The sequence below is a fragment of the Stutzerimonas kunmingensis genome (assembly GCF_014764705.1).
GTDB lineage: Bacteria > Pseudomonadota > Gammaproteobacteria > Pseudomonadales > Pseudomonadaceae > Stutzerimonas.
The window spans coordinates 1-14,655 of sequence record NZ_JACXXG010000039.1 but is presented as its reverse complement, the minus strand read 5'-3'; the positions used below and the strand labels follow the sequence as shown (position 1 = coordinate 14,655).

14 protein-coding genes and 3 pseudogenes are annotated in these 14,655 nt (G+C 57.0%); 4 read left to right on the top strand and 13 right to left on the bottom strand.

Going from position 1 to position 14,655, the window contains the following annotated elements; translation table 11 throughout:
• Positions 1 to 5 precede the first annotated feature (5 nt).
• The 12 genes and pseudogenes from IEG05_RS20345 to IEG05_RS20290 all read right to left on the bottom strand — a co-directional run.
• Positions 6 to 1,379: a heavy metal sensor histidine kinase gene (locus IEG05_RS20345; RefSeq protein WP_191122633.1), complete on the bottom strand. Its 1,374-nt coding sequence runs from the start codon at positions 1,377 to 1,379 to the stop codon at positions 6 to 8.
• Positions 1,380 to 1,595: 216 nt separating this feature from the next.
• Complete coding sequence (locus tag IEG05_RS20340) at positions 1,596 to 1,910, bottom strand: co-regulatory protein PtrA N-terminal domain-containing protein (RefSeq protein WP_042922862.1); 315 nt, start codon at positions 1,908 to 1,910, stop codon at positions 1,596 to 1,598.
• A gap of 140 nt (positions 1,911 to 2,050) precedes the next feature.
• Positions 2,051 to 2,407: a copper-binding protein gene (locus IEG05_RS20335; protein WP_017245526.1), complete on the bottom strand. Its 357-nt coding sequence runs from the start codon at positions 2,405 to 2,407 to the stop codon at positions 2,051 to 2,053.
• 98 nt (positions 2,408 to 2,505) lie between these two features.
• Entirely contained in the window at positions 2,506 to 2,814 is a 309-nt protein-coding gene (locus IEG05_RS20330; protein ID WP_042922860.1) for a hypothetical protein, read from the bottom strand.
• Between the two features lie 239 nt (positions 2,815 to 3,053).
• Positions 3,054 to 6,212, bottom strand: a complete 3,159-nt coding sequence (locus IEG05_RS20325; protein WP_191122632.1) for an efflux RND transporter permease subunit — start codon at positions 6,210 to 6,212, stop codon at positions 3,054 to 3,056.
• Entirely contained in the window at positions 6,209 to 7,660 is a 1,452-nt protein-coding gene (locus IEG05_RS20320) for an efflux RND transporter periplasmic adaptor subunit (RefSeq protein ID WP_046622422.1), read from the bottom strand. Before IEG05_RS20320 ends, IEG05_RS20325 begins: the two co-directional genes overlap by 4 nt.
• Complete coding sequence (locus IEG05_RS20315) at positions 7,657 to 8,928, bottom strand: TolC family protein (protein WP_224742922.1); 1,272 nt, start codon at positions 8,926 to 8,928, stop codon at positions 7,657 to 7,659. The genes IEG05_RS20320 and IEG05_RS20315 overlap by 4 nt, the downstream gene beginning before the upstream one ends.
• Positions 8,852 to 10,420, bottom strand: a complete 1,569-nt coding sequence (gene tnpC / locus IEG05_RS20310) for an IS66 family transposase (protein ID WP_191122631.1) — start codon at positions 10,418 to 10,420, stop codon at positions 8,852 to 8,854. The genes IEG05_RS20315 and tnpC overlap by 77 nt, the downstream gene beginning before the upstream one ends.
• 61 nt (positions 10,421 to 10,481) lie before the next feature.
• On the bottom strand, positions 10,482 to 10,817 hold the full coding sequence (gene tnpB / locus IEG05_RS20305) for an IS66 family insertion sequence element accessory protein TnpB (RefSeq protein WP_046622651.1): 336 nt from the start codon (positions 10,815 to 10,817) through the stop codon (positions 10,482 to 10,484).
• Positions 10,814 to 11,146: an IS66-like element accessory protein TnpA gene (gene tnpA, locus IEG05_RS20300; protein ID WP_224742921.1), complete on the bottom strand. Its 333-nt coding sequence runs from the start codon at positions 11,144 to 11,146 to the stop codon at positions 10,814 to 10,816. Before tnpA ends, tnpB begins: the two co-directional genes overlap by 4 nt.
• 290 nt (positions 11,147 to 11,436) lie before the next feature.
• Positions 11,437 to 11,805, bottom strand: coding sequence for a hypothetical protein (locus tag IEG05_RS20295; RefSeq protein WP_224742920.1), 369 nt, complete (start codon positions 11,803 to 11,805; stop codon positions 11,437 to 11,439).
• A 42-nt stretch (positions 11,806 to 11,847) separates the two neighbouring features.
• Positions 11,848 to 12,135: pseudogene (locus tag IEG05_RS20290) on the bottom strand (hypothetical protein); the annotation flags it as partial.
• A 466-nt stretch (positions 12,136 to 12,601) separates the two neighbouring features.
• Here IEG05_RS20290 and IEG05_RS20285 point away from each other — a divergent pair.
• Positions 12,602 to 13,234: an HAD family hydrolase gene (locus IEG05_RS20285; RefSeq protein ID WP_191122630.1), complete on the top strand. Its 633-nt coding sequence runs from the start codon at positions 12,602 to 12,604 to the stop codon at positions 13,232 to 13,234.
• Between the two features lie 35 nt (positions 13,235 to 13,269).
• A pseudogene (locus tag IEG05_RS23390) lies at positions 13,270 to 13,368 on the top strand (arsenic resistance protein); the annotation flags it as partial.
• Here IEG05_RS23390 and IEG05_RS20280 read toward each other — a convergent pair.
• Positions 13,364 to 13,618: a hypothetical protein gene (locus IEG05_RS20280; RefSeq protein WP_191122629.1), complete on the bottom strand. Its 255-nt coding sequence runs from the start codon at positions 13,616 to 13,618 to the stop codon at positions 13,364 to 13,366. The pseudogene IEG05_RS23390 and the gene IEG05_RS20280 sit on opposite strands and share 5 nt — an antisense overlap.
• A gap of 226 nt (positions 13,619 to 13,844) precedes the next feature.
• Between IEG05_RS20280 and IEG05_RS20275 the strand changes: the two genes are divergently transcribed.
• Positions 13,845 to 14,372 carry a hypothetical protein gene (locus IEG05_RS20275; protein WP_191122628.1) on the top strand — a complete coding sequence of 176 codons (528 nt, stop codon included), beginning with the start codon at positions 13,845 to 13,847 and terminating at the stop codon, positions 14,370 to 14,372.
• A gap of 32 nt (positions 14,373 to 14,404) precedes the next feature.
• A pseudogene (locus IEG05_RS20270) lies at positions 14,405 to 14,655 on the top strand (2Fe-2S iron-sulfur cluster-binding protein); the annotation flags it as partial.

Below are 14,655 nucleotides of genomic sequence, written 5' to 3'. Positions count from 1 at the left end.
TGCCATTAACTAGACATAAGCCTTGGAAGCGTCATTGTAAAAGTCGTGTGTCCCTCAGCTGATTCACAAGCGATGCGCCCTTTGTGCGCTTCTACTATTGAACGAGTGATAGCCATGCCGAGGCCCGCGTTCAACGTAGTACCTTCGCGCCTTGCGGTGTCGACCCTGTAGAAACGGTCGAATATCCGGGTTTGAAGCTCGGCTGGAATAGTTATGCCGCGGTTGGAAATAGCCGTGGAAACCGAAGCGCCGCTCTCGCTTATTTCAACGCTTATGGTGCTGCGTTCCTCCGCATACCGAACTGCGTTAGAGACTATGTTTGAAATAGCCCGTCTTAGCATTGATTTGTCCCCATTCACCGATCCATCGCCTGAAAGAGCGATTTTTACATTTTTTTCCTCGGCTGCTAGCTCGTAATATTCGATAACGCTAGCGGCAATCTCAGCTATGCTGGCATCTTCGGCACTGGGCGTAATCTTTCCGTTGTCCGCCTTGGCTAGGAACAGCATGTCATCGACCATCTTTGACATGCGCCTAAGTTCTTCGAGGGCGGAATACAAAATGTTCTTGTAGTCGGTATTCTCGCGGTCGCGTAAGAGCGCGACCTCTATTTGGGTAAGCATGCTGTTCAGCGGCGTTCTTAGCTCATGCGCGATGTCCGCTGAGAAACCTGACAGCCGGAGGAAAGAATCATCCAAGCGCGAGAGCATTTCATTGAAGTTAGCAACGAGTTCATGAAGTTCGCCTGGTACTGACTCGGTCGGAATCCGCGTATCTAAGCAGTTGGCGGTTACGGTTGAAGATGTCTTGGATAGTTCGCCAATGGGCTTCAAGCCCTTTTTGATCAGAACAACACCTAGTGCCCCACTTAGAAGCGCACTGATCACGAGCGTATAAGCAAACCATTGCTGAATCATCTCGAAGAAGTGGACTCGATGCGTTACATCCAAAGCCAGATAGATGACTGCGTCTTGCCCTTCGACCCACTGATCTACTTTTCTGGTAATGCCACTGTACTGGTGCCCATCGAAATTTACTGCCCAGCGTTCCTCTTGATTATCCGTGACGAGAGGAAGCAAGCGCTCAGAAAAATTGTGGTGTGAGTAAACCGTTTTGCCGTCTATCACTACCGCAGTTGCAAACCCGAAAGAGTGCTCAATGACCGCATCGATCTTTGAGGTGGCCTCCTGTCCGAAAGCCGTACTGCTACGTAGCATATGCTCTACGGCAGCGGCTTTTTCACTCAGCACTTGCGCATCCTTGCGCTCGAAATGCAGCTGGCAGAAATAATAGAAGCTGATTGCGGCGACCATCAGCACAACCGTAACCACGAGCATGAAAACCACCGCCATTCTGCTCGTCAGTGAAACTTTTTCCATCAGTACGGTCCTGGTTAGGCTAAGCACAAAAGCAGGCAGGGCGTCCGGAGGAGCCTTACCTGCTTCGATATGGTCGTTGCAGTATCGTTCGTATTCAAGACCTGGTCTGGACCTTCACCATTTTAGCGAGCTTCCGGCTTTGACGGTCTCCTTCATCCACCACATCCTTTCATCATTCCTCGCATGTCGCCTACCCTTGATATTAACTTTGACAGGTTAGCCGTTATTTACGCCAATCGGGGCGCTCAAAAACTCTACCGTATGAATTTTCCCGTCAGGTGTCTTTACCCTCATCTCGTAGGTTTGGACTTTGGCGTTAGTACGATAGTTTTGAATCATGTCAGTCTTGCCGTTCGCCCCTGCAGGTGCAATGTTAAGCACCTCACCTTCTTTAACCAACTTCTTAAGAGTGGACTTGGTTTCCGGATCATTCAAACGATGCAGCGTGCGTTCGCTTCCGCCTTCAGCTAACGCAAAAGATGAAGCAGCAGTTAGAATAAGCGGGAAAATCACTTTGTTCATACGGTTCATGGTTTTGACCCTTTGGTTAGTTGATACCGATATGTTATAAGCGCAAGACTTGCAAGAAGCTGTTCTCAACGTTACAAAGCTGTAATTTCTCTCTTTTAATCGAGCTATGCCCGTCGCATATACGGCGAGCGCTTCTGCACTTACTGTTTTTCGATGCGGGTGACCGTGGAGTCCATTCCCTGCGAGGAGAAATCGAACTGGACCTTATCGCCTTCTTTTAGCTTTTGGAGCTGGTCAGGCTTTGCTTTGAATCCCATCGTCATTGCGGGCCAGCCCAAGGCCTTGACCGGGCCGTGGGCAATGGTGACGGTCCCGCTTTCGGTATTCACCTTCTTGATCGTGCCAGTAGCCGTAGCGGTCTGTGCGGCTGATTTATGGTCCATTTGCATGTTCATGCCTTTATGATCCATAGGCATGCCATCCATGGGCTTCTTGTCGGCAGCATAGGCGGCTGGGACCAAGAAAAGTGTGGCAAGGGTAATGGACATGATGTTCATGAATGTCTCTCCAGATCTGTAGATTGCTGCGGTATGCAATTGCCGGCGGCGCAAGAGAAAAAATCTATCTATCCTTTGAGTGTGGTTTTTTGCGTTGCTTAAACGTTATTGAGTCCGAAGGGCAGTCCTCGGAATTCCACGATATGGGTCACGTCATCAGGCGTTCTGATTTTTATCTCAAACGTTTGGGGACGGCCATCATACTTGCTCCTTTGCATAACCCCACTTTTACCTGTGGCACCTGCAGGCCCTACACTTAGCACTTTGCCTTCCTCAAGTAGCGCCTTAAGTACTGGCTTGGCTTCTTTATGGCGCTGAATAACTTGATCAGAATTTTGTTCTGCCATTGCGAAAGAGGAGGCGGCAGCGAACATAGTAAAAAGGATGGTTTTGCTAATGGCTTTCATGACTAAACTCCTGATTGTTTGATGCCTATAGCTTAATGGCACAACACTTACAGTAAGCTGTTCTTCAAATTACAAAGCTGTAAGCGCAACCTTTTGTATTGCTGCGACCGCCGCGTATGTGGCGGTCGCTTGCTCCTTTGCTTTTTATGTGAATCGAATAGTCGAAACCATGCCTTTTCAAGATGAACTCTACATTCAACCAGGCCCCGTCTTTTAAGGAAGGCTGAGGTGCTTGATTTTCACGGATGTTCACCAGTGGGTTTGGTTGCGTGCTGGGCCTGCAATTGCCGGCGGCGCATCAGCAGGTAGGCTGCCGGCAGAACGAACAGGGAGAGCAACGGCGCGGTGATCATCCCGCCCACCATGGGCGCGGCAATACGGCTCATGATTTCGCTGCCGGTCCCGCCGCCCCAAAGGATGGGCAGCAGGCCAGCGATGATCACGGCGACGGTCATGGCCTTGGGGCGCACTCGCTGGACAGCACCTTCACGAATGGCGTCGAGCAGGACGCCTTCGCCATGGGCTCCAGCGTTAACCCGATCCGTCCAGGCGTTCTTCAAATACAGCAGCATAATGACGCCGAACTCAGCAGAAACGCCTGCCAGTGCGATGAATCCGATTCCTGTCGCTACGGATAGGTTGTACCCGAGCAGATATAGGAACCAGACGCCCCCGGTCAGAGCGAATGGCAGCGTAGCCATGATGAGCAGCGCCTCGCCAAAGCGGGCAAACGTTAGGTAGAGCAATACAAAAATGATCAGCAAGGTAGCCGGAACGACGAGCTTCAGCTTCGCGTTAGCGCGCTCCATGAATTCGAATTGGCCGGAATAGCTGATGCTCATGCCGGATTCGAGCTGGACCCCTTTGCTGATCTTTTCCCTCAGATCGCCCACCACAGCCGCCATGTCGCGGCCACGAACATCGACGTAAACCCAGCCCGACAGCCTTGCGTTTTCGCTTTTAAGCATGGGCGGTCCGTCTGTCACCTGTACTTTGGCCACGGTCCCCAACGTGATCTGGCTGCCTTGCGGCGTGTAGATCGGTAGGTTGCGCAGATCGGATATCGAGTCGCGCCACTCGCGGCCATAGCGGAGGTTGATCGGATACCTGGCGAGCCCTTCCACGGTTTCACCAATGGTTTGACCACCGATGGCACCGGCCACGATCGATTGCACGTCCGCGATATTCAGGCCGTAGCGTGCGGCGGCGACACGATCGATATCCACATCGATATACCTGCCGCCGGTCAGTCTCTCAGCAAGCGCCGAACTGACCCCAGGCACCGTTTTGGCGATTTTTTCCACTGCCTGGGTGGCTTTGTCGATCTGTGCCAAGTCAGTGCCATACACTTTCACCCCGATCGGGCTCTTGATACCCGTCGCCAGCATATCGATACGGTTTCGAATCGGCGGGATCCACAGATTGGCTAATCCAGGTACCTGTACGGTGCGATCCAACTCCTCAACCAGCTTGTCAGGCGTCATCCCAGGGCGCCATTGATCCTTCGGCTTGAACTGAATGGTCGTCTCGAACATTTCCAGCGGGGCGGGATCTGTAGCGGTGTCGGCTCGACCAGCCTTACCGAACACGTGTGCAACTTCTGGAACCGTTTTTATGAGCCGGTCCGTCTGCTGCAGTAGCTCAGAAGCCTTCTGAGCGGAGAGGCCTGGAAGCGCAGTGGGCATATAAAGGAGGTCACCTTCATCCAGCGGGGGCAAGAACTCCCCACCAAGGCGAGAGGCCGGCCACAAGCCTGTCAGGAAGACCAGAACAGCCACCAGCAGAGTCATCTTGGGCCAGCGCAGTACCGCGTCCAGGGCCGGCTTGTAGATCCAGATGAGGCCACGGTTGAGTGGATTACGGTGTTCGTCAGGGATTTTGCCCCTGATCCAATACCCCATGAGCACCGGAACCAGCGTGACAGACAGGCCCGCGGCGGCTGCCATTGCATAGGTTTTGGTGAACGCCAGTGGACCGAACAGCCGGCCTTCCTGCGCCTCCAGGGTGAACACTGGAATGAACGACAGCGTGATGATCAGCAGGCTGAAGAACAATGCCGGCCCCACTTCAACAGCCGCGTCAGTAATGACCTTCCAGTGCTCCTGGCCCTTCAAGGTGGAGTCAGGATGCCGCTTGTGCCAGGCCTCAATGTGCTTGTGGGCGTTTTCGATCATGACGATTGCTGCATCGACCATCGCTCCGATCGCGATCGCGATGCCACCCAACGACATGATGTTGGCGTTGATGCCTTGCCGCTGCATGATCACAAAAGCAATCAGGATGCCGATCGGCAACGACACGATGGCGACCAACGACGAGCGCAGATGCCACAGAAAAATCGCGCAAACCAACGCAACGACAATGAACTCCTCGATGAGCTTGTGCGTGAGGTTTTCAACGGCACTGTCGATCAGCTTGCTACGGTCGTACGTCGTGACGATTTCGACGCCTTGGGGTAGGCTCGCTTTCAGCTCATCCAGTTTGGTCTGAACGGCAGCGATGGTTTCCCGAGCGTTCTTGCCGCTCCGCAGGATCACCACGCCGCCGACTACCTCACCTTCACCGTCAAGCTCGCTGATGCCCCGGCGCATTTCCGGGCCGAGCTGGATATGCGCAACGTCCCCTAGCGTCACTGGCACGCCGCCGTCGAGACGCAAAGGAATGGCTCGAAAGTCTTTGAGTGTCTTGAGATACCCGGTCGCACGGACCATGAACTCGGTTTCTGCGAGTTCCAGAACACTCCCGCCGGTTTCACGGTTGGCTTCATCGATCGCCTTTGCAATCTGCTGCTGCGTCACGCCCCTGCTTGCCATGCGCACGGGATCCAGTACGACCTGATACTGCTTGACCATCCCGCCTATGGGCGCGACTTCCGCCACGTTGGGCAGTGTCTTGAGCTCATAGCGCAGGAACCAATCTTGCAAAGAGCGCAGCTGCGAGAGGTCATGTTTGCCCGTTCGGTCTACCAAAGCATATTGGTAGATCCAGCCGACACCTGTGGCGTCAGGGCCCAAAGCGGGTTTGGCGGCGGCGGGAAGCCGACTCTGCACCTGACTCAGGTACTCCAGCACCCGAGAACGGGCCCAATAGAGGTCGGTGCCGTCCTCAAACAGGACGTACACGTAGCTATCCCCGAAGAAGGAGTAGCCGCGGACCGTATTTGCGCCGGGGACAGACAGCATGGTCGTCGTCAGTGGGTAGGTGACCTGATTCTCAACGATCTGGGGCGCCTGCCCGGGGTATGGCGTGCGGATGATGACCTGAACGTCGGAAAGGTCTGGCAATGCATCAACAGCGGTGTTTTTGACCGACCAGACACCCCAAGCCACCGCGAACACAGTAGCCAGCAGGATCAGAAAGCGGTTGGCCACTGACCAGCGAATTATGGCTGCGATCATGGCTGGCCCCCCAGCTTCTCGATGTGCTCAATGACCAGGCCCTCTTCGCTTTCACGCGCGCCGACACGGACGTGATCGCCGGTCTGCAACTTTGTTAGGAGCGATTGATCTGCAACCGGAAAGGACATTGTCATCCCAGGCATGTTCAGCGTCTTGAACGGCCCATGCGACAGGCCAACCATGCCATCTTCCAGGCTGACGATCGTACCTTCAGCCTCGTGCAGCGCAGGTTCTGTAGAAGTTGCAGGCTCCTCCAAACCCTGAGCGGTCAGCCCGCGTAGGCTCGCCTCTGAATCCAGGAGAAACTGACCGGACGCCACGACCTTCTGACCGGCTTCCAGCCCTTCAAGCACCTCTGTCTGGTCATCGAATTCCCGGCCTGTGCGAACCTCAATCGGGCGGTAACGGCCTTGATCCTCGGCCAGCATCACCAATGCGCGCCGACCGGTGCGAATGACCGCCTCGGACGGGATGACCAAGACATCTTCGACGTTGCGACTCAACGTCACCTCGGCCGTCATGCCGGGACGAAGCCGTTGTTGCGGATTAGGCAGTTCAACCCGGACGCGCACAGTACGGCTATCCAAGTTGGCTTGTGGTAGTACGGCCTGGATCGTCCCTTCCAGAACTTCACCTGCAAAGGCCGGGAGGCGCGCGTTGACCAGCTGCCCAGGCGCCACATTTGCAACCTGCGCCTCAGGCACCGCAACCTCTAACCATACCTTTTCCAGCCCATTAACACGTGCCAGAGACGCACCAGTGGATACGGTCATGCCCTCGCGAACGTCGAGGCTGTTCAGCACGCCGCCTATTGGACTCCTCACTGTCCAAACAGGGCGCGCTTTACCAGTTCGTTCTAGCTGCACTATGACTTCTGGCGGCATGCCAGCAAGGCGCAACCGCTGGCGAGCCGCTGCGAGCAGCTGGGGTTCGCCAATCCCTTTGAGCGCCAGGTACTCTTCCTGTGCGGCAACCCATTCGGGAACCAGCAGATCGGCTAGCGGCGCTCCTTTTTTGATGACGTCTTCCGGCGCTCGGTCATAGATGCGCTCAACAAAGCCCCCGGCGCGCGCCTGCACGACCGCTACGCGTCGCTCGTCGAACATCAATGCGCCTGTCGCTTCGAGCGACTGGCTGATCGATTCACGCGTTACGGTTGCCAAGCGCACGCCGAGATTCTGCGTCACGCTCGGGTCGATACTGATCGATGCCCCGTCGCTTCCCTCATCTGCATAGCGTGGAATCAATTCCATATCCATGAATGGCGACTTGCCCGGCTTATCGAACTTTTGCTGGGGGACCATAGGGTCATACCAATAGAGCACTTCCTTGTCTTCTTCTGCAGGCGATTGTCCGAAGGCTGCGGTAGGCAGACCGATTAGCGCTGCAGCGCTAATCATCAGAGGCAGACTGAAGGCGAGTACCAGCCGCTTGTGTTGAAATGTCATGGTCGGGTATCTCCAAAGGCGAAATGCAGGCGGGCATTGCTCAACGATCGATCGCGGGCGACGTCAATATGCCGTAGCCGGGTCTCCACAAGCTGTCGTCGCGCTTCGATCACAGCGGTCAGCTCACCGTTTCCGGAGCGGTAATCGGCCATGGCAAGGCGGACCTTCTCTTCAGCGAGGGGTAGTAAGGTTTTGTCGAGGCGGATGAGTGCGCGGTCCAGACGCTGATACTCAGCGAGGTCAGTACTCAGCTTTTGGTTGTACAGGCGCAAGGTCGCTTGGCGCTTAGCCTCGATCTGGGCAAGGCGAGCTCGTTCGGCCGCGATCTTCGGATCCTGCCGAGAGCTGGTAAACAGCGGCAGGTCGAAGCTGACGCTGAGGTTCACCATGTCGCCGTACTCACGGCCACGTCGCAGGTAGTCGATCCCCCAACTCCAATCCGGTGTTTTCTCTGCGATGGCCTGGTGAACCTTTGCCTCCGCTTCACGAGTCATCGGGTCGAAGGCGAGTAACGCCGGGTGCCGGTTCAGGTTGTGCTGATAGTTATCAATGGCGGCAAGCCATTGCGGCCAGTCACCTGTAAGCGGCTGGCCTGCTAGCTCGCCTATCCAGCGCCGGAGGCCGGCCCGCGCAACAGCCTGGTTACGCAGCAGCTCATCCTCTTGTTCAGCCAGCAATGCTGCCTCTTGCCTCGGAAGTACGCTGTCTGCGGTTTGTCCGCTGCCGCCAGCAATGCGGGCCTCAACAGCCCGCGAAAGGAGCTGATTCTCGCTGTAAAGCTGCTTGAAAAGGCTTAGCTTCTGCTCGACCGCGAAGCTAGCGATCCATGCCTCGGCGGTTGCTTGGCGCACACCGAGACGTTCAACCGTTTGCTGGGCGTTTGCGAGCGCAACACTAGCCTGCGCGGCCTCGACACGAGCGCGCCTTTTCGCTCGGTTTGGCACATCTTGCATGACCCCAACCATTTGCATGGTCATGGCCTCTTGCTCCAACTGCCAGCGAGCGTCACCTTCGATGGGCACGCTTTGCAGTCCAAGCTTAAGTTTAGGGTCAGGAAGCTCGCCGGCAGGGATTGCAGCGCTGCGTGCGGCCACCAGGTTGGCGGCTTGCGCATGCAGCGAAGGCGCGTCTTGCTCGGCCACGCTCAGAGCTTGTTCTAAGGTATGCGTCCGGCCATCACGCCTTGCGTGATTAAAGTGGCTGCCACTTATGCGGTAGCAATTGATCGATGTCACTCGCCCGCTGCGTCGGCAGGCGCGTGAGGACATCCTTCAGGTAAGCGTACGGATCATGGCCATTGAGCCGTGCAGACTGGATCAGGCTCATGATCGCCGCAGCCCGTTTTCCGCTACGCAACGAACCTGCAAAGAGCCAGTTCTTGCGTCCAAGAGCCCAGGGCCGGATCTGGTTTTCTGCCCAATTATTATCAATGGGTACAGCCCCGTCATCGAGGTAGCGCGACAGCGCCGCCCAGCGTTTCAGGCTGTAATTCAGTGCTTTGCTGATGGCTGAGCCTTCGGGCACGAGATCGCGCTGCGCCATCATCCAGGCATGCAGCCTATCCATCACCGGTACCGCTTTTTCCTGCCGTATTTGGCGTCGTAGATCCGGCTCCAGGTCGCGGGCTTCGCTTTCGATTTCGTACAGCAGTTGGATATAGCGCAGGGCTTGCTCGGCGAGCATGCTCTTGTTGGTGACGTGCAGTTCGTAGAACTTGCGCCGCGCATGGGCCATGCAGCCGATCTCGGTCACGCCGAGTTCGAAGCTGGCCTTGTAACCGCCAAAATCATCGCAAACCAGCTTGCCCCTCCAGTCTTGCAGGAAGTTGCGAGCATGTTCACCGGCGCGGCTGGGGCTGAAATCGTAAACGACTGCCGCTGTTTTGCAGAACTGGCTGGTGGCGTAGGCCCACACATACGAACGGTGGGTTTTCTTCGAGCCTGGCGCGAGCATCTGCACCGGTGTTTCGTCGGCGTGGACGACCGACTGCCCGAGCACCACATCGCGCAGCGCGTCGACCAGGGGCTGCAACTGCACACCGGTCACGCCTACCCATTGAGCCAAAGTGGAACGTGGAATCGCCAGGCCCGCTCGACCGAAAATCGACTCTTGGCGGTACAGCGGAAGATGATCGGCAAACTTCGCGATCATGACGTGGGCAAGTAGCCCGGCGGTCGGGATACCCTTATCGATGATTTGCGCCGGAACCGGTGCCTGGATCAGTGTCTCGCAGTCATCACAGACCCACTTGCCACGGACATGGCGTTCGACGGTAAACACGCCTGGCGTGTAGTCCAGCTTTTCGCTGACGTCTTCTCCGATGCGTTTTAGGGCGCAGCCGCATGGGCAGTGAGTGTTGTCCGGTTCGTGATGGATCAGCGTGCGTGGAAACTCTGCGGGCAATGCAGTGCGCTTGGGCTTTTGCTTTTTCTCAGCTTGAGCTGGAGCTGTTTGCAGCGCTTGAAGCTCGGCTTCAATCGCCGCTATATCGGTATCGATCAGGTCATCAAGCAAGCTGGCCTGTTGCGGACTCAACTGTTCGCTGCGCTTGGCAAACTTGAATCGCTTGAGCTGCGCGATCTCGCGGGTCAGCTTCTCGATCACTGTTCGGTCGCGACTGATCTTCTTGCCCATCGTTTCAACCGTCTTGCCCAGCGTGCCGACCTGATGGTCGAGCGTCTCGACACGCTGCATCAACTGCGCCGCTAACGCGCGCAGTTGTTCAGGGGGCAGATGGTCGAGGGCGTGAAGAGAAATCATGCTGCGGATTTTGCCAGAGCAGACAATTCGCGGCGATGGATCAATAGGCCAATGGCAGGAGTTAAAGCAATGTGATTGCTGCGCCGCAACCCGTGCGCTGCCACGGCAGGCCCACTATCAGGGCCTGCAGTTGCTCGGTATCCAGCTGCATTTCAGAGCCCTGGCGAATCCCTGGCCAGTGGAACTTGCCTTGGTTCAACCGACGAGCAGCCAGCCAGACCCCGAAGCCGTCATGCACCAGCACTTTCATCCGAGTACCGCGCCGGTTGGCGAACAGATAGGCACAGTGCGGCTTCGCCGCACCGAACACCGCGACCACTCTGGCCAATGCTGTCTCGGTGCCGGCGCGCATGTCCATCGGCTCAGTGGCGAGCCAGATGGAGTCGATGCGAATCATCGCAGCAGGTCTCGCAGAAAGGTCGCGCAGGCAGCAGCACCTTCAGTCGGCCAGGTCACATTGACGGTGCCGCGTGAGTGCTGGATTTCAACGCAGATACTCGATGATGCAGCAGGCGAATTTGCTCCGGCCAGCCGCATGGGCAATGGGATGAATGCAGGTTGCAGCGCCGTGGTTTTATGCGCTTGTATCCGAATCCATTTGTGGACGAGGTTTGCATTGAGGCTATGGCTGCGCGCGATGCCGGCAATCGAAGCGCCAGGCTGGGCGCACTCTTGAATGACCTGAGCCTTGAAGAAACTGGAATAGGAACGGCGTGTTGGCTGCATGAAATACCCGCTTAAAAGGCTAGAACTGGTGTCCACTTAATTTAAGTGCACACCATGTCCTGGTCTTGCGGGGCTGGGTAGATGATTTGGCCGGACGGTTACGTTCTAAGGTCAAAGCGGACACTAACCCTGGAAACGAGAGCGCGCCCATGATCAAGGCGGCCACGTACGGCGGCGCCCAATAAATACGGGGTTTCATTTGCGAAGGATTCCTGATCTTTCATGCGAGCCAAAGGCGCGCGGTAGCCGGCCCGAATGCTCACTCGGGCGGTTCCTATAATTGATCGGAATTAGACGCGGGGTGGATGCCAGACGGCGTCTAAAAGGCTAGAGGGGATCAGGCCGTTATAGGGAGTGGTCACGGGTTTAGCAGCAGGCATCAGCTGGGCTTTTACTGAGACAAGCTGAAGGATACTTGCAGTTTTGCATTCTTGGCCCGTCTTGTAGACGGTCGCCGTTCCATGCTCATTCGCTTCACAGCACTCGTGTTCAGCACCGTCATCGGCGCCAACCATCGAAGCGTGGTCGGTCGTCATGGCGCCCACACCTTCCATATCGGACATCACGTGATGCCCGGACGATCCAACCGGCATGAGCATTTCCGCTATCCCATTGATCGGAAGCGCAAGCACTAGCAGCAGGATAAGGAAGGAGCGCATGTGGAACTTCATAAGTTAGCCTACGAGCCAATCCAAGGGTAATCAATGAGGCAATCCGCCGCTCCGCAACAGAATCTGAGCCGACTGGCGCTCACCAACGCGCGCTTGACGGAGCCGGAGGTCGTTAAACACAACGGATGCTGAGCTGAGGCTCATGGGCAAGGCAGCAATCTTCGGGGACAGCAACTGCCCGGAGAACGGATAGAGCAGGCTTGCGGCGATTGGGATGCTCAGCCCGTTGTACATAAAGGCAAACACACGGTTCTGACGAATATTGCGAACAGTCGCCACCGATAGCGTCCGCGTACGCAGCATCCCCCAGATCTGCCCATCGCTACGCCAACACAGCCCAGGCGAGCGCCGATGCATTGTTATTCCGGTCGCTTGCCCGCTGTCCTCCTTCACCTCCATCCCGCAGAAGGGGTCTGTGGGTGCTGCTGCAGTACCTTTCGTCTGGTCGGGCTGGTGATGGCACTGCGGAGAGTACATACGGGCACCTTATGGATTGGTCAGCAACGAACGTGGCCTACTGCAGGGCGTCGTGGTTTTTTTCCCAATGCTTGCAGCGTGCGACAACCAACATACGCAAAGCGTCCTGACCAAAGGCTGAACTAACCATTACATTTCTGTCAGTTTCTCAGCATGTCAGTACGAATGTTGAAGCGAACAGCTGGAAAAGTAGCTCGCACAAATACTTCTTACTGGCCTAGCCTAGGCCTCCATAGTCCGATGCTCGGCCGTATTCATTGATGAAATACCGAACCGTGCAAAGCATAAGCAGCCCAGGTACTCTGTTTTGATAGAAGCCGTAATTTTCGATGTCTATGGCACGCTCCTGCAAATCGGTGAACGACGGCGGCCATTTCGCAAGCTTTTAGAACAGGCACGTAGCCAAGGTCGTCAACCTAGGACCGATGATGCCAGAACATTGATGACACGAAACGTGGGGCTCGCCGGCGCCGCCAGCCTGTTTGGTACACAGCTAAATAACGATGAGCTTGCCGCTCTGGAGCTTGATCTCTACGCGGAACTGACCAGCGTAAGTCCCTATGACGACGCTCTGCGGACACTGGAAAGGCTTAAGAGAGCGGGGCTGAAAGTGGCGCTCTGCTCCAACTTGGCTACCCCCTATGCCATTCCTGCCAAGTTGCTACTGCCTGAGTTTGAGGCCTATGCCTGGAGCTTCGAGGTAGGTGCGGTCAAACCGGAGCCAGCGATCTACGAACATCTGTTAAATCGGTTGGGTTGCAAAGCGCCTTCCATTGCAATGATCGGCGATACATTGGAGGCCGATGTGCTCGGTCCCGAAAGGCTGGGAGTGCATGGCTTCCACCTACGGCGCGATGCCATCCGTGGTCCTGACCGATTCGCTAGCCTGATCGAATTTGCAGACCACATTTTGGGCATGGGGACTGTCACTAGAACGTAGCACTAGCGCACATTCGAGGTCGCCTCCAGCTATCGGCCTTCAGTTCAAGCACTCGCAACTCGCTTGTAGTGCTTCCCCTGGCCCTAGCGCTCCCGGAGTCCATTCGCGAGCTGGCTGCAGCGGCTGTGATCACGCTGCCGCCTCAGCTTCATGGAGCTTTGCAGGCGCCTCGTACTCTGCGGCGGTCTCTTCCTGGAGCTTGGTCAGCCGGTCACAGTGCCGTGCCATCGACTGCCCCGTGGCAGCTCCAGACTTGAACTTCTGGTGGTCGTGCCGATAGGTGTTGCGCATTGCCTTGTGCTTCTCGGCTTCAGCCAGCGCGTCGCCGGCCAGCGTGCGGTAGTACGCGGCGATGGCCAGATGATTCTCCGGCTTGTCCGCCATAGAGTGGCATCCGAAGTGGCACTTTCTTCCGGTAGGACCTTCCTCCAGTGCCGGCGTCGTATTACGAGGAGATTGCGGCATCGTAATGTCGGGGTCTTGCCATCGACAGCTTGCCGCACGCATAGTGGACGAACGAACCGACCACGCACGCGGGTCGGTTTCTTCGTGAGCGCGTTGCGCTCATCGGTTCCCGAGGGGAACCGCAGGCTACTTATCGGAGGTTGTCATGAAGCAGCACTATCGTCGGCCGTCACTTGTCATGGTCTGCATCCTGGGTGTCGCGCTCGCTGGCGCGGCACTGGCTGATGATGACATGCACAAGAAGGATGCCATGCCAGGCGCCATGGGGCAGCAGCCCGCCAGCACCCCGGCGGCACCTCACGCTCCAGCGGCGCACCCTACCGATCCGAAGTCCCCTGCTTCTCAGAATGCGCCCGCAACGCCCGATGCCATGGCCACGCACATGGAGGAGATGGCAGCCATGATGCGCGAACGGGGGCAAGCCATGGAGGCCATGGGCCGACAGATGCAGGAAGGCAGCATGCAGATGCATCAGCAGACCATGGCGATGAAGGCTGGCGATGCCTCCGCGCATAAGGACATGGACATGCCCGCCACGATGCAGCACATGCAGCAGATGAAGGAGGACATGGAGCACTGCGAGATGCAGATGCAGAAGGTCGACGCCACCATGCAGAAGATGGATTCGAGCATGGGCGGGGGCATGGCCAAGAAGAAGATGGGCCATATGTAGTGGAGGCCGCCGCGGTGCTGACGGAAGGCTTCGTGGGGTGGAAGCGAGTCGCCGCCCTGGCCACGCTGGCGATGCTGCTGGCTCATGGAGCGGCCGGCGCTCAGTCGGCTGCTGATCCACACGCAGCCCATCCGCCAGACAAGACCGGCGGCACGACGGCTGCGCAGCCGGACGCTGCCGGCACGTCATCGGCCCGGGACAGCGGCTCGATGGCTGGTATGCCGATGGGCACCACGCCGCCGGCTGGCGCGCCGATGGGCGATGACGATCACGCCGCGCATCA